Genomic DNA, 18,660 nt, shown 5'->3' with positions numbered 1-18,660 from the left:
AGACACTTCTGTCGCAGGTTTCTGAGTCGGAGATAAAAATGCCAACCACCGTCCGCATCGGATGCGCCAGTGCTTTCTGGGGTGACACGTCGACCGCCGCCGCGCAACTGGTGGACGGCGGACGCCTGGATTATCTGGTGTTCGATTACCTCGCCGAGATCACGATGTCGATCATGGCCGGCGCACGCATGAAGGACCCGCAGGCCGGATTCGCCAGTGACTTCATCGAAGTGCTCACGCCGCTGCTGCCGCAACTGGCCGAGCAGAATATCCGCGTCATCAGCAACGCCGGCGGGGTCAATCCACAGGCCTGTGCCGCCGCGCTGGCAGCGGCGTGCGACAAGGCTGGCGTCGCGCTGAAAATCGCCGTCTTGCTGGGTGATGATCTGCAACCGCAAGTCAAACAACTCAGCGGCATCCGCGAGATGTTCAGCGGCGCCCCATTGCCACCAGTGTGCGTTTCGACCAATGCCTACCTCGGCGCGCCGGGTATTGTCGAAGCGCTGCGCCTGGGCGCCGATATCGTTATCACCGGTCGCGTGGTCGACAGTGCGGTGGTCAGCGCGGCACTGGTGCACGAATTCGGCTGGTCGTGGCACGACTACGACAAACTCGCTCAGGCCGCGCTGGCCGGGCACATCATCGAGTGCGGCGCGCAATGCACCGGCGGTAACTTCACCGACTGGCGCGACGTGCCGGATTACGAGCACATCGGCTTTCCGATCGTTGAAGTCAGCGCCGACAGCCACTTCATCGTCAGCAAGCCCGAAGGCTCCGGCGGACTGGTCACGCCGCTGACCGTCGGCGAACAGTTGCTCTATGAAATCGGCGATCCGCAGGCGTATCTGCTGCCCGATGTGATCTGCGATTTCAGCCAGGTCACACTCCGCCAACAAGGCAAGAACGCTGTGCAGGTGCACGGCGCCAAAGGCCTGCCGCCCAGCGACAAATACAAGGTCAGCGCCACCTGCCCGGACGGCTTTCGCTGCACCGCCAGTTGCCTCATCGCCGGCATCGATGCAGTAGAAAAGGCCCAGCGCGTCAGCCAGGCGATCCTCGACAAGACCTCGGAGATGTTCAGCCAGCGCGGCTGGGCGCCCTACAGCGAAACCCACATCGAGCTGCTCGGCAGCGAAGCCACTTACGGCCCCCACGGCCAGCGTCGCGACAGCCGCGAAGTGGTGATCAAAATTGCCGTGCGCCATCCGCAGAAACAGGCACTGGTGTTGTTCTCCCGGGAAATCGCCCAGGCCGCGACTGGCATGGCTCCGGGGCTGACCGGCATCGTTGGCGGGCGGCCGACGGTGTACCCGCTGATCCGTCTGTTTTCATTCCTGATCGATAAAAGCGCCTGCACCTTGCAGATTGATCTGGCCGGCGTTCGCCATCCCTGTGCCCTGCCCTCATTGGCAGCGCTCGACAGCGAAGATTTGCCGATTGCCCAGCAACCGCCGAAACCCCAGGGCCGTGCCGATGCCAGCGTGGCGTTGGTAAAACTGGCCGTGGCGCGCTCCGGCGACAAGGGCAATCACAGCAACATCGGTGTGCTGGCGCGCAAGCCCGAATACCTGCCGTGGATCGCCGAAGCGCTGACCCCGGCGGTGATCGTCGACTGGATGAGCCACGTCCTCGACCCGATTCACGGCCGGGTCGAACGCTGGTATCTGCCCGGCACCCACAGCTTGAATTTCCTTTTGGAAAACGCCCTCGGCGGCGGTGGCGTGGCCAGTCTGCGCATTGATCCGCAAGGCAAGGCCTTCGCCCAGCAATTGTTGGAAATCCAGATCCCGGTGCCGCAGAGCATCGCCGAGCAGCTCGATTAGAGGATGGTGTGCATGGCTTACGCGTCGATATTCAAAGCCGATCTGTTCAACGGCCAGACCATCATTGTCACCGGCGGCGGCAGCGGCATCGGCCGCTGCACCGCGCATGAACTCGCCGCGCTCGGCGCCAATGTGCTGCTGGTCGGGCGCAAGCCGGAAAAGTTGCAAAAGGTCGCGGCAGAAATTGCCGAAGACGGTGGTCGTGCGCACTGGAAGGCGTGCGATATCCGCGATGAAGACGCGGTGAAACAACTGGTCAGCGAATTGATCGACGAACACGGGCCGATCCACGGGCTGGTCAACAATGCTGGGGGTCAGTACCCGTCGCCACTGGCCTCGATCAATCAGAAAGGTTTCGAAACCGTGCTGCGCACCAATCTGGTCGGCGGTTTCCTGATGGCCCGGGAAGTGTTCAACCAGTCGATGAGCAAGCACGGCGGCAATATCGTCAACATGCTCGCCGACATGTGGGGCGGCATGCCCGGCATGGGCCACTCCGGCGCGGCACGCTCGGGCATGGACAACTTCACTAAAACGGCGGCGTTCGAGTGGGGTTATGCCGGAGTGCGGGTCAACGCCGTGGCGCCTGGCTGGATCGCTTCCAGCGGCATGGACACCTACGAAGGCGCGTTCAAAGCGGTGATCCCGACCCTGCGTGAACACGTGCCGCTAAAGCGCATTGGCACCGAATCGGAAGTCAGTGCCGCGATCGTGTTTCTGCTCAGTCCGGCGGCGGCATTTATCAGCGGCAGCACGCTGAAAATCGATGGCGCGGCCAGCCTCGGCAGTCGTGCGTGGCCGTTGCACAAGGCGACGCACAGCGAGTCGTTCAATGGTTTTCATCGGGCCTACTTGCCAGATGTCCTCAAGGACAAGGAGTAAGTCATGGCGCAGATCCAGTCCCAACTCGATCCGCACAGCGAAGCCTTCGCCCGAAATCGTGCGGCGATGCTCGCAGCCATCGAGCATGTGCAGCAACTGGAACAAAACCTGCTGAACAAGGCTGCCGAGGCCAAGGCGAAATTCGACCAGCGCGGGCAGTTGCTGCCCCGCGAACGTCTGAATCTGTTGCTTGATCCGGGCGCGCCCTTTCTCGAACTGGCCAGCCTCGCTGGCTACAAGTTGCATGACGACAAGGACGGCAGCGCGGCCGGTGGCGGGCTGATCGCGGGTATTGGCTACGTCTCGGGCATTCGCGCGATGGTGGTGGCGAACAACAGTGCGATCAAGGGCGGCACGATTTCGCCCAGCGGTCTGAAAAAATCCCTGCGCCTGCAACAGATCGCCCAAGAGAACAAATTGCCGGTGATCACCCTCGCCGAAAGCGGCGGCGCCAACCTCAACTATGCCGCAGAGATTTTCGTCGAAGGTGCGCGCAGCTTTGCCAATCAGGCGCGGATGTCGGCGATGGGCTTGCCGCAGATCACCGTGGTGCATGGCTCGGCCACCGCGGGCGGCGCCTATCAACCGGGACTTTCCGATTACGTGGTGGTGGTGCGCGGCAAGGCCAAGCTGTTTCTCGCCGGTCCGCCGCTGCTCAAAGCCGCGACGGGCGAAGTGGCCACCGATGAAGAACTGGGCGGCGCCGAGATGCACGCACAGGTTGCCGGGACCGCCGAATACCTCGCCGAGAATGATGCCGACGGTGTGCGCACGGTGCGCGAGATCCTGCGCATGTTGCCGTGGAATGAACAACTGCCGTGGCTGCCGGAACCGCAGTACAAAGAGCCGCTCTACCCCATCGACGAACTGCTGGGGCTGATCCCGGACGATCCGAAAAAGCCCTACGACGTGCGCGAAATCATTGCGCGGATTGCCGATGAATCGGAGTTTCTCGAATTCAAGGGCGAGTTCGATCAGCAGACCATTTGTGGCCAAATGAAGATCCAGGGCCGCGCCTGCGGCTTCATCGGCAACAACGGCCCGATCACGCCCAACGGCGCGAGCAAGGCTGCGCAGTTCATTCAACTGTGTGACCAGAGCCAGACGCCGCTGCTGTTCTTCCACAACACCACGGGCTTCATGGTCGGCACCGAATCGGAGCAGCAGGGGGTGATCAAACACGGCTCGAAACTGATTCAAGCGGTGGCCAATGCGCGGGTGCCGAAGCTGACCATTGTTGTCGGCGGCTCCTACGGTGCCGGCAACTACGCCATGTGCGGGCGCGGTCTCGACCCACGCTTCATCTTCGCCTGGCCCAACAGCCGCACCGCGGTGATGGGCGGGGCGCAGGCCGGCAAAGTGCTGCGCATCGTTACCGAAGCCAAGCAACTCAAGGACGGCCTCGTACCAGACCCGAAAATGCTCGACATGCTCGAACAGGTCACCGCGCAGAAACTCGACAGCCAGTCCACCGCGCTCTACGGCAGCGCCAATCTTTGGGACGACGGGCTGATCGATCCGCGTGACACCCGCACCCTGCTCGGCTATCTGCTGGATATCTGCCACGAAGCCGACATTCGCGCATTGCAACCCAACAGCTTCGGCGTCAGCCGGTTCTGACTGCCACGGATTGAAAGGAGAACAATAAAAATGATCTTCACCCCCGAACACGAAGCACTGCGTCGCACCGTCCGCCAATTCGTCGAACACGAGATCAACCCGCACGTCGAGGCATGGGAAAAGGCCGGCCGCTTTCCGATCCACGAGATTTTCCGCAAGGCCGGCGACCTTGGTCTGCTGGGGATTTCCAAACCGGAAAAATTCGGTGGCATGGGCCTCGACTACAGCTACTCGATCGTCGCCGCCGAAGAATTCGGCACCATCCACTGCGGCGGGATTCCGATGTCGATTGGCGTGCAAACCGACATGTGCACCCCGGCGCTGGCCCGTTTCGGCTCCGATGAGCTGCGCGAAGAATTCCTCCGTCCGGCGATTACCGGCGAGCAGGTCGGCTGTATCGGCGTCTCCGAAGTCGGCGCCGGCTCGGACGTCGCCGGGCTGAAAACCACCGCACGCAAGGACGGCGACGACTACGTGATCAACGGCAGCAAGATGTGGATCACCAACTCGCCGAGCGCCGACTTCATCTGCCTGCTGGCCAACACCTCCGACGACAAGCCACACATCAACAAGTCGCTGATCATGGTGCCGATGAACACACCCGGCATCAGCCTCAGCTCGAATCTGGACAAGCTCGGCATGCGCAGTTCGGAAACCGCCCAGGTGTTTTTCGACAACGTGCGCGTGCCACAACGCAATCGCATCGGCCACGAAGGCGCGGGTTTCATGATGCAGATGCTGCAGTTTCAGGAGGAACGCCTGTTCGGTGCGGCGAACATGATCAAGGGCCTGGAATACTGCATCGACAGCACCATCGAGTACTGCAAGGAGCGCAAGACCTTCGGCAATGCGCTGATCGACAATCAGGTGATCCACTTCCGCCTCGCCGAATTACAGACCGAAATCGAATGCCTGCGGGCGCTGGTCTATCAGGCCACCGAGCAGTACGTGAAAGGTCAGGACGTCACACGTTTGGCGTCGATGGCCAAACTCAAGGCCGGGCGCCTTGGCCGTGAGGTCAGCGACAGTTGCCTGCAATATTGGGGCGGCATGGGCTTCATGTGGGACAACCCGGTGGCCCGCGCCTATCGCGATGTGCGGCTGGTGTCGATTGGCGGCGGCGCCGACGAAATCATGCTGGGGATCATCTGCAAACTGATGGGCATCCTGCCGGGGAAACGGAAATGAGCAGCCTGCCCGATTGCCAGACGCTGTTGCTGGAACTGCATGGCGGCGTGCTGCACATCACCCTCAATCGCCCCGAAAGCCGCAATGCGATGAGTCTGCAGATGGTCGCAGAATTGCGCGCCGTGCTCGCCGCCGTTCGCGATGAGCGCGCCGTGCGAGCCTTGGTGCTCAGCGGCAGTGGCGGCCATTTCTGCGCCGGTGGAGACATCAAGGACATGGCCAACGCCCGCGCCCAAGGGGCCGAGGCTTACCGTGATTTGAACCGGACGTTCGGCGCGCTTCTGCAAGAAGCCCAGCACGCGCCGCAAGTGCTGATTTGCCTGTTGCAAGGTGCGGTGATGGGCGGCGGGTTTGGTTTGGCCTGCGTCAGCGACATTGCGATTGCCGATCACCAGGCGCAATTCGGTCTGCCGGAAACCAGTCTCGGCCTGTTGCCGGCGCAGATCGCGCCATTTGTCGTGCAGCGTATCGGCCTCACCGAAACCCGCCGACTGGCCCTGACCGCCGCACGTTTCGACGGCCATCAGGCGCGGCGTCTAGGCCTGGTGCATTTTGTCGAGCAGGACGCGCAGGCGCTGGCCGAGCGGCTGGATGAAGTGCTGCAACATGTCCTGTGTTGCGCGCCACAGGCGAATGCGCTGACCAAGCAGTTGCTGCTGGCGAGTGCCGGACAGCCGTCGAGTGAGTTGCTCGATGAGGCGGCGCAATGGTTCAGCGAAGCGGTGACCGGTGCGGAGGGCATCGAGGGGACCCTGGCGTTCATGCAAAAACGCAAACCCGGGTGGGCCACCTGACCCTGTGGGAGCGGGCTTGCCCGCGATGAGGCCAGCACATTCACCGTTAAAACTTCAGGAAGATCACCATGCCCGCCATCCACAAAATCCTGATCGCCAACCGCGGTGAAATCGCCTGCCGCATCCAGCGCACCGCCCAGGCTTTGGGCTACCGCACCGTCGCCGTTTTCAGCGACGCCGATGCCGATGCGCTGCACGTACAAATGGCCGATCAAGCCGTGCACATCGGCGCCGCGCCGGTGCAGCAGTCCTACCTGAGTATCCCGAATATCCTCGACGCCGCCCGCCGCAGCGGCGCCGATGCAATCCATCCCGGCTACGGCTTTCTTTCGGAAAACGCCGAGTTTGCCCGCGCCTGCGAACAGGCCGGCCTGACCTTCATTGGCCCGAGCCCCGACGCGATCGAACTGATGGGCAGCAAACGCCTGTCGAAAATCGCCATGCTCGACGCCGGCGTGCCCTGCATCGCCGGCTATCAAGGTGCAGCGCAGGACGACGCGACATTGCTGCGCGAGGCCGAACGCATCGGTTATCCGTTGATGATCAAGGCCAGCGCCGGGGGCGGCGGTCGCGGCATGCGTCTGGTGCACAACGCGGCTGAATTGCCAGCGCAGTTGCGCACCGCACGTTCTGAAGCACTGAACGGCTTTGGCAGTGACGAATTGATCCTCGAACAGGCACTGGTCGAGCCGCGCCATGTCGAAGTGCAGCTGTTTGGCGACCACCACGGCCACCTGATCTACCTCGGCGAACGCGACTGCTCGATCCAGCGCCGCCATCAGAAAGTCATCGAAGAGGCGCCCTGCCCGGTGATGACGGCCGAGTTGCGCCAAGCCATGGGTGAAGCCGCGCTCAAGGCCGGGCGCGCGGTGAATTACGTCGGCGCCGGCACCGTGGAGTTTCTGCTCGATGCGCGTGGGCAGTTCTACTTTCTGGAGATGAATACCCGCCTGCAAGTGGAGCATCCGGTGACCGAGCTGATTACCGGGCTCGATCTGGTCGCGTGGCAAATATCGGTTGCCGAGGGCTTGCCTCTGCCGCTGACCCAGGAGCAAGTCCAGCTCACCGGTCATGCCATGGAGGTGCGGCTGTATGCCGAAGATCCGGCGCAGGATTTTCTGCCGCAGACCGGCCGCATCGAGGCCTGGGAACCGGCGTTCGCGCATAATGCGCGTATCGATCATGGCCTGTGCGAAGGTCAATCGGTCAGCCCGTTTTACGACCCGATGCTCGGCAAACTGATCGCCCACGGTGCCACCCGTGAAGAGGCGCGGCGCAAACTGCTGCGCGCGGTGCAAGACACCGTGTTGCTTGGTGTGCAAAGCAATCAGCGACTACTCGAAAGCCTGCTGCAACATCCGCAATTCATCAGCGGCGAGTTCAGCACCGGGTTCATCGCGCAGCACTTCAGCGATCACCCGTGCCTGCACAGCTACACGCCGAGCGCCGAAGAGCTGGCCATCGCCGCGGCGCTGTTTTATCTGGCCTCCGCGCAACAGCATCGCGCGCCGTTGAGCCATTGGCGCAACAACACCAGCGTGCCGCTGCACTATCGGCTCGGTTTAGATGAACAAAACTGGAGTGTGCGACTGCTCAAGTGCCCGGGCGATCTGATTCAGGTGCAAATCGCTGACCGCAGCTTCGAATTGAAGCTCATCGATCACAGCGCCACCTCGGTAACGCTGGAAATTGACAGCCTGCGCCAACGTCATGCCTATCGCCACGATGGCGGGCACCTGTGGCTGTTTACCCATCCGGGCAGCCTGCGCCTGGAGGATCGAACTCATGCCGTGATCGGCAGTCAGACCAGCGTCAGCTCAGGCACCTTGAAGGCGCCGATGGACGGTGCCATCGTCGACGTACTGGTCAGCGAAGGCAGTCCGGTCAGCAAAGGTCAGTTGCTGGTGGTGCTGGAGGCAATGAAAATGGAGCACCCGCTCAAGGCCGGCATCGACGGCGTACTCAAGCGGGTGCAGGTCAAGGTCGGCGATCAGGTAAAAAATCGTCAGGTTCTGTTGCAGGTCGAGTAGTCATCCAGGCGCAAACGCAGGGTTTGACTACGCTCTGAATAATCAGAACGCGGAAATCAGGAACCCTGCGATGCCCCACTGGCTGGTCATTGATCTGGAAGCCACCACCGACGAGGGTGGCTGGCCGGTCACGGAAATGGAAATTATCGAGATCGGTGCCACGCTGGTCGATCGCGCCGGACGCGAGCAGGACCACTTTCAACGTTTCGTCAAACCGACACGACGGCCGTTGCTGACGCCCTTCTGTCGCGAGCTGACGCACATTACCCAGGCCAATATCGATACGGCGCAGCCCTTGAGCGAAGTCTGGCCGGCATTCGAGCGCTGGCTCGCTCAGCATCAGACGCGCCTTGAGGGCTGGGCCAGTTGGGGCGATTACGACCGCAGGCAGTTACTTCAGGAATGGCAGCGGCTGCAACTCGACAGCGCACTGAGTCGAGTGCCCCACATGAACCTCAAGCAACGTTTCGCCAAGGCCCGGCGCCTGGAGCGGCCGTTGGGGCTCAACGGCGCACTGCAACTGGCGGGGATGCAGTTCAGCGGTCAGCAACATCGAGCGCTGGAGGATGCCCGCAATACCGCGCGGTTGCTGCCGCTGGTTCTGCCGCTATAGGGGCGTGACGGCGCCAAAAGCCTTGTGCATACTGGCCGCCCCACTTTTTAGCCCTTTTCGAGGAATCGCCCATGTTTAAAGTCAACGAGTACTTCGACGGCACCGTCAAGTCGATCGCCTTTGGCACGCCTGACGGTCCGGCGACCATCGGCGTCATGGCCCCGGGCGAATACGAATTCGGCACCAGCCAGCGTGAAATCATGCATGTGGTGTCCGGCGCCCTGACCGTCAAACTGCCGGACAGCAGCGACTGGGAAACCTTCGCCGCCGGCAGCCAGTTCAACGTCCCGGCCAACAGCAAGTTTCAGCTGAAAGTCGCCGTCGACACCGCTTACCTGTGCGAGTACCGCGGCTAAACCCACGGCTTTCATCGCACCAAAAAAAATGCCCGTGTCCAACGACACGGGCATTTTTTGTTTAAGAGACGCCTTACTCGAGAATTTCCACCGGCATCCCGACCTCAAGACGACCGTTGCGGTCGTTCACCAGGTTCTGCCCGAACATCGCCCCGTCCGCTTGGGCGCGCGTCTTCTGCAACGTCGCCAGCGGTTCACGATCCGCACTGCGCTCACCGGTTTGCGGGTCGATGGTGGTGAGAATGCACCGTGAGCATGACTTGACCACGCGGAACTCGACATCGCCAATGCGAATACGCTTCCAGCCATCCTCGGCGTAGGCCTCGCTGCCCTCGATGACCAGATTCGGACGGAAACGCAGCATTTCCAAAGGACGTCCGACCGCTTGCGACAGGTGCTGCAGCGACGCCTCACCAATCAACAGCAATGGGAAACCATCGGCGAACGCGACCTGATCGTCATCGTTTCCGTAACCCGCTTGAGTCATACGCGCACGATCCAGCGGCACTTGCACCAGGCGGGTCGGTTTACCGATGAAGTCGCTGACCCAACGGGCCGCTTCATCGCCAGCGTCAGGGACACGCAAGGTGTCACGCCAAATGGTCACGCCACGCAGTTCGGCATCGTCGCCGGGCAAGGCGATTTCGATTGAAGCCTGTTCCGGCGCGCTCATAGTCAAACCGCCATGAGCATTCCACAGCGCCGATAACCGACTCATTTTCGCTTCGGCGCGCTGGGTCAGAAAACGGCCACTGGCTTCATCCACCAGCATCCAGCGTCGATCGCCCTCAAGCCCCAGCTTGTCTAGGCCGATTCTTTGCAGAACCTCGCCTTTGCCGGATTTCAACGGGTAACGATAAAGCGCGCTCAGACGCAGCATGGCCAGCTCCCTGACGGACAAAAACGCCACCCTATACGAGCTTTATCGGCGAATCAAAGGCTGAGTGAATCCACTAGAAGATGAACACCCGTGGCGAGGGGATTTATCCCCGATGGGTTGCGGAGCAGCCCCTCTTTCGATTTCAAGAAAGGGACCACTCCGTAGCGCATCGGGAATAAATTCCCTCACCACAAAGTAATCGCAGCAGCTATCAGGCCGGCACTTCGTCGAGCATCAGACGCTGACGCACCACGTCGACCAGTTTGTCCGGCTGGAATTTGGAGAGGAAGTTGTCACAACCGACCTTCTTCACCATCGAGTCGTTGAAGCTGCCGGACAACGACGTGTGCAATACCACGTACAGGCCACGCAGGCGTGGGTCATTACGGATTTCGGTGGTCAGGCGGTAGCCATCCATTTCCGGCATTTCCGCGTCGGTGAACACCATCAGCAGTTTGTCGGTCATGTTCACGCCGGTGTCGGCCCAGGCCTTGAGCATGTTCAGCGCCTTCAGACCATCGCTGGCAATGTGCATTTTCACGCCGAGCTGGCCGAGGGTGTCGCGCAATTGCGACAGTGCCACATTGGAGTCATCCACCAGCAACACCTCGCGACCACGGGCGCGCTCCAGCACCGGATCATCCAGCTTGTCGCGCGAGACCTTTGCGTTGTACGGGACGATTTCGGCGAGGACTTTCTCGACGTCGATGATTTCAACCAATTGATCGTCGACTTTGCTGATGGCCGTCAGGTAGTGCTGGCGGCCAGCGCTGGTCGGCGGCGGCAGGATGGCTTCCCAGTTCATGTTGACGATGCGGTCTACGCCGCCGACGAGGAATGCCTGCACCGAACGGTTGTATTCAGTAACGATGATGGTGCTGTTCGGGCCCGGCACCAGCGGACGCATGCCGATTGCCTGGGACAGATCGATCACCGGCAAGGTCTGCCCGCGCAAATTGACCACACCGCAGACAAACGGGTGACGCTGAGGCATCAGGGTCAACTTCGGCAGTTGCAGCACTTCCTGAACCTTGAACACGTTGATCGCGAACAATTGGCGCCCGGCCAGTCGGAACATGAGAATTTCCAGGCGATTCTCACCCACCAGTTGCGTGCGTTGGTCTACCGTGTCGAGAATGCCGGCCATCAATGACTCCTGGGCTTGTTCTGATGAATTCACTAGAAAGGGTTATCGGCTGCGCGTAGCGAATCTTGATCCCCGCAAAGTTCGCGATCAAAATGCCATATGCGGGCATTGATGTCACATTAACATCATGCTTTACTGGACCCGTGATTTTCATCTGCTACATTCTTTGCGGCGCGACCTCGGTTTGCACGGTAGGTTCCCGCGTCTAAGGGATTCCCCTAGTAACAATCAGGCCCAACCTGATATTCGCAATATCCAATAGCCATTAATGTGACGCCATTCTCATTGCATGAACGGAGTCAGGCTATTGTGTGCGATCGCAGTTCAGCGGAACCAAACCCTCTGCAACCCCTCAGCCTGTGCACCTGCACGCCTGGGCGCGATCTCCCGTCGATCCATGATCGTCGCCACACACGGCATTCCCTCATCAGACATGACGGTGTGGAGATAAGCATGCCAATCGACCGTAAAGAGTGGGCGCAACGCTTCCCCGAATTTCTTGTCGAGGCTGAAACGCTCCTGGCGAAGTCCGAAGAATGCCTCAGCCATCTGCAGTTGATCAGCAACGACAAGGACGCCATCGACTGCATGCTCAGCACCCTCCTCAAGCTTGCAAGCCGGGCTGAAGCCCTGGCGCTGGAGGCGATTTCCGAGTTCTCCCTGCACATTTACGGCTTGCTCAATCTGGCACAGGATCACGTCGACCTGCATGAACAGGCCCTGACTGCCTTGAAGGACTGCTTCACCCTGATGGCCTGGCAACTTGAGCTGGTGGATCAGAGCACCGGACAATTAAGCCTGGATGACAGTGAACAGACCTCGCTGATCGAAGCCTTCGCCTTTCAGGTTGGCCAGCCTCAGTTTCAGCCTGCCCTCACAACAAAACGTTTGCCAATGCTGTCCTACCCTTCGGAACGACAGGCCTGAATCGGCACGTATCGAGGGGCGCGAAACACCACCACTGCATGTCGCATTTGAATAGTTCATACCTGCCAGCGACAAATCGAATTAAATAATCTCACCTGACAGCAACGGATATTTCCAGCCGGGCTCAGGGTTTGCCTGTGTCCAAAGAGTACAACTTCAGGCAATGTCGATATCTGTCGAACACAATAAATCGACTTTTTTCCATTATGGAACTCACGTCCAATATGGCTTGATTCCTGACCCACTGGACATATATAGCAAACGCGACCAACGGTATCTTAAGTGGTATTATGCCGCCCACTAATTGCTCTCATATTAATGGCACAGTGATTTCAGACATAGGCATCGGCTGAAGTTGGCGGTGGAATACATTCACTGAACCACGTTGAAACCAATAACATAATTGACAGCATTTTCAGACAGAGACTCGCCTGCCACCGGCCGGTCTGCCCGCAGCGAACATCCATTGGCTCCATCCGTTATGTACGCCAGCCTCAAGTCAATCACTACATGGCCACCCTCCCGGGAAAACGCACGCCGGTTCACACTCATAATGTGTGTCGCGGCAACGCTTGGCAGCTTGCTGACCTATGGTTTTTCCGCGCAGCTTTGCCTCGGGTTGCTGCTGTTGAACATCGCCGCCACTGCCTGCGTCTGGGTGCAATATCGGTTGTCGCGCAAATCGATCAAGTTCCAGCCACAGGAACTCGCTGACCGTTTGCTGGAAGTTCAGGAAAACGAGCGCCATCGACTCAGCCGCGAGTTGCACGACGATATCGGTCAATTGCTGACGGCGGCCAAGCTGCAGAGCGACTGGCTCAAGCGACGCATGCCGGAAGATCTGCAGGAACACTGCACGGCGCTGTGCGAAACACTTGAAGAAACGCTGAACAAGGTGCGCGACGTTTCAGCCATCCTCAATCCACGCCAGTTGACCAGCCTGGGTCTTGAAGCCAGCCTGCGTGCGCATCTGCTCAAGACATTGACCAACACCAGCGTGCACTGGAGCCTCGATTGCCAGCAGCGCCTCAACGGCCTCCCGGAAGAAATGGCGGTCGCCGCCTTTCGTATTACTCAGGAGGCCGTTACCAATATCCTGCGTCACGCGCAGGCGAAGAATCTGCTGATACGCGTGCAACGCCTGCCAAAGGGCCTGACATTGCTCATCAGCGACGACGGGCAGGGATTTGCCCCGGCGGCTAATCCGGGTCGCGAAGGACAACGTGGCATGGCCGGGATGGCTGAACGAATCGAACAATTGGGCGGCACCCTGAGCGTTATCAGCGAGCCGGGCAAAGGCACACAAATCGAAGCACTTTTCCCCTGGGCGCCCCGTGCACTCGAGCGGGCCAGTACGAATAAGGTTATGCGTTGACTTGTAACTTACTCCTGGTGGATGACCACTCGCTGATCAGGGCCGGCGTGCGCGCTCTGGTACTGGATATTCCCGGTTACGCGGTGATTGGCGAGGCCAATGACGGCTCGCAGCTGCTCGAAATGGTCGAGCAACTGAACCCCGACATCGTGCTGCTGGATATTTCCATGAAAGAAACCGGCGGCCTCGAAGCGCTGCAACGTCTCAAGCGCGTACGTCCGCAGAGCAAAGTACTGATCCTGTCGATGCACACCGACCCGGCGCTGATCATGCAAGCGCTGGAGTCCGGCGCGCACGGTTATCTGCTCAAGGACACCACAGCCACCGAACTCGAACACGCACTCGAAGCCCTGCGCAACAACGAGCGCTACTTGAGTCCGGCCATCGCCCACACAGTGATCAACCAGGCACTGACGCGTAACCAGAAGCAGCAGCCGGAAATCGCCGACTCGCACAACCTGACCGCACGCCAGCTGGAAATCCTGCGCTTGATCGTGCGCGGGAAATCCACCCGGGAAATCGCCAATGGCCTGGGCTTGAGCATCAAGACCGTCGAGACCCACCGCTCGCAGATCATGAAACGTCTACAGATCTACGATGTGGCGGGCCTGGTGCTGTTCGCCGTGCGCGAACAGATCATCAGTCTGGACGATTGACAGCCGATTTAACGCTCAACAGTGGCGAGTCTTTCGGCAGATGGATCTGCAGCGCCGCCGGCCTCGCCTCAAACCGCATGCTGTCGCCTTCCAGCGGTTCACCATCAAGATTGATATAAAGCCCCTCCGCGACTTTGATTTCGACCCAAGGCAAACGGGTCCGGACAAACATGTTGTCGATGCCAAAACCATCGCTCAGCAGACTCTTCAAGGTGCCGACCAGCTCCTGGGGCGCCGGCAGGATACTGATATCCAGCAAACCGTCGTCAGCCAGTGCCTGCGGACACAAAACATGCCCGCCGCCAGCCTGACGGCCATTGCCAATGCCCAATGCCAGCAGCTCGCCGCGCCAGTGGAAATCCGGCCCTTGCAACTCGCCATAAGCGGCATGCAGTTCGCTGAATCGGGACAGGCCAGTGAACAGATAGGCCGCACCGCCCAAAACCTTTTTCAGATCCTCCGACGTATTGGCCGTGACCTGACTGCCGAAGCCGCCGGTGGCCATGTTGAGGAAAATCTGCCCGCCTACCTCACCCAAATCAATGTCACACGCAGGTACGTCCAGCAGCTCGAGCGCTGCTGCCGGTTCCAGCGGCACTCCCGCCGCGCGGGAAAAATCGTTAGCGGTTCCCAATGGCAAAAGGATCAGACTGGCTTTCCTCGGATGTGCCGCGAGGGCTTCGGCGATATCGCGCAAAGTACCGTCGCCGCCGCCGGCAATAATCTTCGTATAGCCATCCGCCAACGCTTGCTCCACCCAACGCTGAGCATCTCCCGCCTCCCAGGTCAGGCGCACCGCCAGCTCCCAGCCTTGCTTGCGTTTGTCCTCGACCGCAGTGCGAACCTCCTCGTTCGCGGCTTGCTTGCCATGCAGAATCAACAGCGCTCGGCGCTCACTCATAGCGTCACTCCCTGAATTGAATCGGTTGATTCATCTTGACCACTGCGGCACGCAAAAAAGCCGCAAAAAATGACAATTAATTCAAGCGCCTGATCGACGCGTCCTACACACCGGTATTTTTTCTTACAAAACATGCGGAATCGGCTTAATTGACCCTGCACGATCATTGGGTCACCGTGCGCTGGCGGTATCAATCATCAATCCAACACCACAAGGACGTGCATGTAATGAGTGGATACACCCCGAAGGCTTTTAAAAGCCCAAAAGATGCAACAGGTCACCAACGTACTTTGGAAAATACCGGTGGGTACTTCCATGCAAAGCCATGAAGCCAGAATGCCAGTGAGTCCGGTTGCCCCTCTCGCCGAGAATCGTGCGAATCACAAGTCCGAATTCAGGAACAGCGCCAAGACCACTGGAGAAGTTGATATGGAACCTCGTGTTATCGAATTGGAGGCTCACCTCAAATACATTCGAAGAGACATGGATGAAGTCCGAAGTGACGTCAAGACGATCAAACACCGCCTCGCCTATTCGGCGGGTGCAACAGCGGTAGTGCTGGTTCTGCTGGGTTGGGTAGCCAACAGCCGATTCGACCAGTTGGTAGCGCTGATCAGCAACTGATCGAATGAAACCGCGCAGGCATCGACCGGATCAGCCGACGCCTGCGTTTGCAAGACAGGACTCAGCCCAGAAGATCACTCAGAGGAATGAAAACCACCTCCTCACCTTCAAGCAGCGTCCTGCCCTCCAGCACTTCCACCAGACCGTCAGCCCACGCAGCACTGCGCAGCACACCCGAGCTCTGGTTGCGGTAGATCGTCGCCCGCCCTTGCTCAAGACGTCCGCGCAGGTATTCACGCCGATTTCCGGCAACAGGCCAGGTGAATCCTGCCGGCGCCGTAAACCTCAGAGGCTCAACGTCCTTTACGCCCTGACGGCGCAACAGGTAAGGCCGGGTCAGCAAGGCAAAGGTCACCAATGTTGAAGCCGGATTACCCGGCAAGCCGATGACCGGTACATTGCGGAAATGGCCGAATGTCAGCGGCTTTCCGGGTTTGATAGCCAGTTTCCACAGCGCCAGTTCGCCCTCTTCGCGCAGAGCGATACCGAGGAAATCCGCTTCACCCACCGATACGCCACCGGTCGAAAGAATCAGGTCAACATCCTGCAACTCACCCAAACGGGCGCGAGTGGTGGCCAGGTCGTCCGGAAGAATACCGGCATCGATCACTTCACAGCCCAGACGCTGCAACCAACTGCACAACACCACCCGATTGCTGTTGTAAATCTGCCCCGGGCCCAGAGCCTGACCTGGCTCGACCAATTCGTCGCCGGTGGAAATCACTGCCACTCGTACCCTGCGAACAACATTCAGCCCGGCGCAGCCCAGCGATGCGGACAAGCCTTGCTCAATCGGACCAAGTCGGGTGCCGGCCGGCAGAATCAGCTCGCCGACCTTTGTTTCCTGGCCTTGCGGGCGAATGTTCTGACCGATCTTCATCGGTTCGATGAAGCGCACACGCCCATCGGCCTGAACATCGGCGTTTTCCTGCATTTCCACGCAATTGGCGCCCGCTGGCACCGGCGCTCCCGTGAAAATCCGCGCACAGGTACCCGGTTGCAAAGGCTCGGGCGATTGCCCGGCGAACACCTTTTGACTGACTGGCAGCGGTTCGCCCTTCCAGTCAGACAAGTTCAGGGCATATCCATCCATGGCGCTATTGGGCCATGGCGGCAGATCCAGAGTCGAAATCAGATCTTCTGCCAGCACTCGGCCCTCGACTTGAGCCAGCGGCAAATACTCGCGCTCGACAATGGGCGTGGCTTCGGCCATTTCCAGCAGACGCGCGAGCGCAACTTCTACCGGCATCAGCGAGCCGGTCTTGCCCGGCTTACCCACGTGATTCACAAGGCGTCGCCTGTTTCAAATGCGGCACGAAATTGCACGGGCGGTGGCGTGCGTCCAGTTGCTCTCCAAGAATCCCATCCCAACCGGTGCGCACGGCGTTGGTCGAGCCCGGCAAACAGCAAACCAGCGTGCCATTGGCCAAACCGGCCAGCGCACGGGATTGCACAGTCGAAGTACCGATATCGGCCACCGAAATCTGCCGGAACAACTCGCCAAACCCATCCACTTGCTTGTCGAGCAGACAGGCCACCGCTTCCGGCGTGCTGTCGCGACCGGTGAACCCGGTGCCACCGGTGATCAGCACAACCTGCACGACATCGTCGGCGATCCAGTTGGCGACTTGCGCACGAATTTTATAGAGATCATCTTTGAGCAGTACCCGCGCCGCCAGATGGTGGCCGGCGGCCGCCAAGCGGTCGACGAAGACCTGGCCTGAGGTATCGGTTTCCAGGGTTCGGGTATCACTGACAGTCAGCACCGCAATATTCAGCGGCACGAAAAGTACATCAGCCTTGGCTTTCATAGGCTCGTCCAGTTGTAGGAGAAACAGCCCGGTGTTATATCACAGCGCCCCATTTTTTCGCCGCCCCTCTGGAGAGTGCCATGACCTTGAATACGCAATTGCCGCCCTGCTCCATTCTGCTTTTGGCAGGCGGACGCGGCCAACGCATGGGCGGTCAGGACAAAGGTCTGGTGGAATGGCAGGGCGAACCGCTGATTGCACATTTACAGCGCAAGGCGCGCCCTCTGACCGATGACTTGATCATCTCGTGCAATCGCAATCGAGAGCGTTACGCGCCGTACGCCGATCAGTTGGTAGTGGATGACCAAGACGATTTTCCAGGGCCGTTGGCCGGCATTCGTGCAGGCCTGAAAGCCGCTCGCCATAGGCATCTGCTGGTATTGCCCTGCGACGTCCCGCGAATCGACGGCGCCCTGCTGCAGGACATGCGTGAAGCCGCCCGACAGAATCCTGAAAAACCTTTAATGTTGCGTCATGACGGGCATTGGGAACCTCTGTTGTGCGTGATTCCGGTCGCCCTGCTTGCGGCATTCGAAGACGCCTGGAACGCCGGTGAGCGCAGCCCCGGACGGATCATGCGCAACCTCGGCGCCACGGCACTGCAATGTCCCGACAATGACCCGCGACTGGCCAACCTCAACACCCCCGAACTGTTAAATTCGCATAACACTGTGTCAGACTGACACCATTCAAGGAACTCTCACGCCTTGTATACGTCTCAAGCTCAGTAACCAAAAGAATTCCCATTCGGAGACACACTCATGACTCAACGGACCCTCGCCACTTTCATGCTCGCACTGGGCCTGGCTACCCTCGCTGGTTGCTCCTCGCCAACAGTGATCACCTTGAATGATGGTCGCGAAATCCAGGCCGTCGACACCCCGAAATACGATGACGATTCGGGCTTCTACGAGTTCAAACAGCTGGACGGCAAAGAAACTCGCATCAACAAGGATCAGGTTCGTACCGTTAAAGAGCTGTAAGCTCTGGGTCGACGCCAGATACAGAAAAGCCCGCATTCATGCGGGCTTTT

Annotated in this window: 19 protein-coding genes; 14 read left to right on the top strand and 5 right to left on the bottom strand. The window is 59.7% G+C overall.

Features of this window, described 5'->3' with window-relative positions; all coding sequences use genetic code 11:
* Window positions 1-38 precede the first annotated feature (38 nt).
* The 8 genes from AC3WMT_RS10945 to ppnP all read left to right on the top strand — a co-directional run bounded on the left by AC3WMT_RS10945 (window position 39) and on the right by ppnP (window position 9,306).
* A complete protein-coding gene (locus tag AC3WMT_RS10945) occupies window positions 39-1,823 on the top strand; it encodes an acyclic terpene utilization AtuA family protein (RefSeq protein ID WP_103304786.1) in 1,785 nt (594 codons plus the stop codon).
* Between the two features lie 12 nt (window positions 1,824-1,835).
* Window positions 1,836-2,705, top strand: a complete 870-nt coding sequence (locus AC3WMT_RS10940; protein WP_103304785.1) for an SDR family oxidoreductase — start codon at window positions 1,836-1,838, stop codon at window positions 2,703-2,705.
* 3 nt (window positions 2,706-2,708) lie between these two features.
* A complete protein-coding gene (gene atuC, locus AC3WMT_RS10935; RefSeq protein ID WP_103304784.1) occupies window positions 2,709-4,325 on the top strand; it encodes a geranyl-CoA carboxylase subunit beta in 1,617 nt (538 codons plus the stop codon).
* Window positions 4,326-4,355: 30 nt separating this feature from the next.
* Window positions 4,356-5,513 carry a citronellyl-CoA dehydrogenase gene (gene atuD / locus AC3WMT_RS10930; RefSeq protein WP_103304783.1) on the top strand — a complete coding sequence of 386 codons (1,158 nt, stop codon included), beginning with the start codon at window positions 4,356-4,358 and terminating at the stop codon, window positions 5,511-5,513.
* Window positions 5,510-6,307, top strand: a complete 798-nt coding sequence (locus tag AC3WMT_RS10925) for an enoyl-CoA hydratase/isomerase family protein (protein ID WP_103304782.1) — start codon at window positions 5,510-5,512, stop codon at window positions 6,305-6,307. The genes atuD and AC3WMT_RS10925 overlap by 4 nt, the downstream gene beginning before the upstream one ends.
* 68 nt (window positions 6,308-6,375) lie before the next feature.
* Window positions 6,376-8,337 carry an acetyl/propionyl/methylcrotonyl-CoA carboxylase subunit alpha gene (locus tag AC3WMT_RS10920; protein ID WP_103304781.1) on the top strand — a complete coding sequence of 654 codons (1,962 nt, stop codon included), beginning with the start codon at window positions 6,376-6,378 and terminating at the stop codon, window positions 8,335-8,337.
* 70 nt (window positions 8,338-8,407) lie between these two features.
* On the top strand, window positions 8,408-8,950 hold the full coding sequence (locus AC3WMT_RS10915) for a 3'-5' exonuclease (RefSeq protein ID WP_103304780.1): 543 nt from the start codon (window positions 8,408-8,410) through the stop codon (window positions 8,948-8,950).
* 71 nt (window positions 8,951-9,021) lie between these two features.
* Complete coding sequence (ppnP, locus tag AC3WMT_RS10910) at window positions 9,022-9,306, top strand: pyrimidine/purine nucleoside phosphorylase (protein ID WP_103304779.1); 285 nt, start codon at window positions 9,022-9,024, stop codon at window positions 9,304-9,306.
* Between the two features lie 73 nt (window positions 9,307-9,379).
* On the opposite strand, the gene AC3WMT_RS10905 is transcribed toward ppnP, so the two are convergent.
* Window positions 9,380-10,186, bottom strand: coding sequence for an MOSC domain-containing protein (locus tag AC3WMT_RS10905; protein WP_103304778.1), 807 nt, complete (start codon window positions 10,184-10,186; stop codon window positions 9,380-9,382).
* 211 nt (window positions 10,187-10,397) lie between these two features.
* The gene (locus tag AC3WMT_RS10900; RefSeq protein ID WP_003226705.1) at window positions 10,398-11,333 is read right to left on the bottom strand and encodes a chemotaxis protein CheV; all 936 of its coding nucleotides are present in this window, start codon (window positions 11,331-11,333) and stop codon (window positions 10,398-10,400) included.
* Window positions 11,334-11,786: 453 nt separating this feature from the next.
* Here AC3WMT_RS10900 and AC3WMT_RS10895 point away from each other — a divergent pair, with 453 nt between their 5' ends.
* The 3 genes from AC3WMT_RS10895 (at window position 11,787) to AC3WMT_RS10885 (ending at window position 14,291) form a co-directional block, all read left to right on the top strand.
* On the top strand, window positions 11,787-12,260 hold the full coding sequence (locus tag AC3WMT_RS10895) for a hypothetical protein (protein ID WP_103304777.1): 474 nt from the start codon (window positions 11,787-11,789) through the stop codon (window positions 12,258-12,260).
* 481 nt (window positions 12,261-12,741) lie between these two features.
* The gene (locus AC3WMT_RS10890; protein ID WP_103304776.1) at window positions 12,742-13,635 is read left to right on the top strand and encodes a sensor histidine kinase; all 894 of its coding nucleotides are present in this window, start codon (window positions 12,742-12,744) and stop codon (window positions 13,633-13,635) included.
* Entirely contained in the window at window positions 13,632-14,291 is a 660-nt protein-coding gene (locus tag AC3WMT_RS10885; protein WP_103304775.1) for a response regulator, read from the top strand. Before AC3WMT_RS10890 ends, AC3WMT_RS10885 begins: the two co-directional genes overlap by 4 nt.
* Here AC3WMT_RS10885 and yegS read toward each other — a convergent pair.
* The gene (gene yegS / locus AC3WMT_RS10880) at window positions 14,275-15,192 is read right to left on the bottom strand and encodes a lipid kinase YegS (protein ID WP_103304774.1); all 918 of its coding nucleotides are present in this window, start codon (window positions 15,190-15,192) and stop codon (window positions 14,275-14,277) included. The genes AC3WMT_RS10885 and yegS overlap by 17 nt on opposite strands.
* Before the next feature lie 315 nt (window positions 15,193-15,507).
* Here yegS and AC3WMT_RS10875 point away from each other — a divergent pair, with 315 nt between their 5' ends.
* Window positions 15,508-15,816 (top strand): hypothetical protein, encoded by a 309-nt coding sequence (locus AC3WMT_RS10875; protein ID WP_103304830.1) that lies wholly within the window; start codon window positions 15,508-15,510, stop codon window positions 15,814-15,816.
* A 61-nt stretch (window positions 15,817-15,877) separates the two neighbouring features.
* Here the strand turns inward: AC3WMT_RS10875 and AC3WMT_RS10870 are convergent, their stop codons facing one another.
* Entirely contained in the window at window positions 15,878-17,104 is a 1,227-nt protein-coding gene (locus tag AC3WMT_RS10870; protein ID WP_103304773.1) for a molybdopterin molybdotransferase MoeA, read from the bottom strand.
* The gene (gene moaB, locus AC3WMT_RS10865; RefSeq protein ID WP_103304772.1) at window positions 17,088-17,627 is read right to left on the bottom strand and encodes a molybdenum cofactor biosynthesis protein B; all 540 of its coding nucleotides are present in this window, start codon (window positions 17,625-17,627) and stop codon (window positions 17,088-17,090) included. Before moaB ends, AC3WMT_RS10870 begins: the two co-directional genes overlap by 17 nt.
* Window positions 17,628-17,707: 80 nt before the next feature.
* Here moaB and mobA point away from each other — a divergent pair, with 80 nt between their 5' ends.
* The gene (gene mobA / locus AC3WMT_RS10860) at window positions 17,708-18,310 is read left to right on the top strand and encodes a molybdenum cofactor guanylyltransferase MobA (protein ID WP_103304771.1); all 603 of its coding nucleotides are present in this window, start codon (window positions 17,708-17,710) and stop codon (window positions 18,308-18,310) included.
* A gap of 78 nt (window positions 18,311-18,388) precedes the next feature.
* Entirely contained in the window at window positions 18,389-18,610 is a 222-nt protein-coding gene (locus AC3WMT_RS10855) for a YgdI/YgdR family lipoprotein (RefSeq protein ID WP_007908660.1), read from the top strand.
* The last annotated feature ends 50 nt before the right edge of the window (window positions 18,611-18,660 follow it).

Source organism: Pseudomonas sp. FW305-7, assembly GCF_058786735.1.
This window is presented reverse-complemented; position numbering and strand designations above follow the sequence as displayed.

Coding starts and splice junctions, on each gene's coding strand:
- AC3WMT_RS10945 (WP_103304786.1), top strand. CDS start 39: ATGCCAACCACCGTCCGCATCGGATGCGCCAGTGCTTTCTGGGGTGAC.
- AC3WMT_RS10940 (WP_103304785.1), top strand. CDS start 1,836: ATGGCTTACGCGTCGATATTCAAAGCCGATCTGTTCAACGGCCAGACC.
- atuC (WP_103304784.1), top strand. CDS start 2,709: ATGGCGCAGATCCAGTCCCAACTCGATCCGCACAGCGAAGCCTTCGCC.
- atuD (WP_103304783.1), top strand. CDS start 4,356: ATGATCTTCACCCCCGAACACGAAGCACTGCGTCGCACCGTCCGCCAA.
- AC3WMT_RS10925 (WP_103304782.1), top strand. CDS start 5,510: ATGAGCAGCCTGCCCGATTGCCAGACGCTGTTGCTGGAACTGCATGGC.
- AC3WMT_RS10920 (WP_103304781.1), top strand. CDS start 6,376: ATGCCCGCCATCCACAAAATCCTGATCGCCAACCGCGGTGAAATCGCC.
- AC3WMT_RS10915 (WP_103304780.1), top strand. CDS start 8,408: ATGCCCCACTGGCTGGTCATTGATCTGGAAGCCACCACCGACGAGGGT.
- ppnP (WP_103304779.1), top strand. CDS start 9,022: ATGTTTAAAGTCAACGAGTACTTCGACGGCACCGTCAAGTCGATCGCC.
- AC3WMT_RS10905 (WP_103304778.1), bottom strand. CDS start 10,186: ATGCTGCGTCTGAGCGCGCTTTATCGTTACCCGTTGAAATCCGGCAAA.
- AC3WMT_RS10900 (WP_003226705.1), bottom strand. CDS start 11,333: ATGGCCGGCATTCTCGACACGGTAGACCAACGCACGCAACTGGTGGGT.
- AC3WMT_RS10895 (WP_103304777.1), top strand. CDS start 11,787: ATGCCAATCGACCGTAAAGAGTGGGCGCAACGCTTCCCCGAATTTCTT.
- AC3WMT_RS10890 (WP_103304776.1), top strand. CDS start 12,742: ATGTACGCCAGCCTCAAGTCAATCACTACATGGCCACCCTCCCGGGAA.
- yegS (WP_103304774.1), bottom strand. CDS start 15,192: ATGAGTGAGCGCCGAGCGCTGTTGATTCTGCATGGCAAGCAAGCCGCG.
- AC3WMT_RS10875 (WP_103304830.1), top strand. CDS start 15,508: ATGCAAAGCCATGAAGCCAGAATGCCAGTGAGTCCGGTTGCCCCTCTC.
- moaB (WP_103304772.1), bottom strand. CDS start 17,627: ATGAAAGCCAAGGCTGATGTACTTTTCGTGCCGCTGAATATTGCGGTG.
- mobA (WP_103304771.1), top strand. CDS start 17,708: ATGACCTTGAATACGCAATTGCCGCCCTGCTCCATTCTGCTTTTGGCA.
- AC3WMT_RS10855 (WP_007908660.1), top strand. CDS start 18,389: ATGACTCAACGGACCCTCGCCACTTTCATGCTCGCACTGGGCCTGGCT.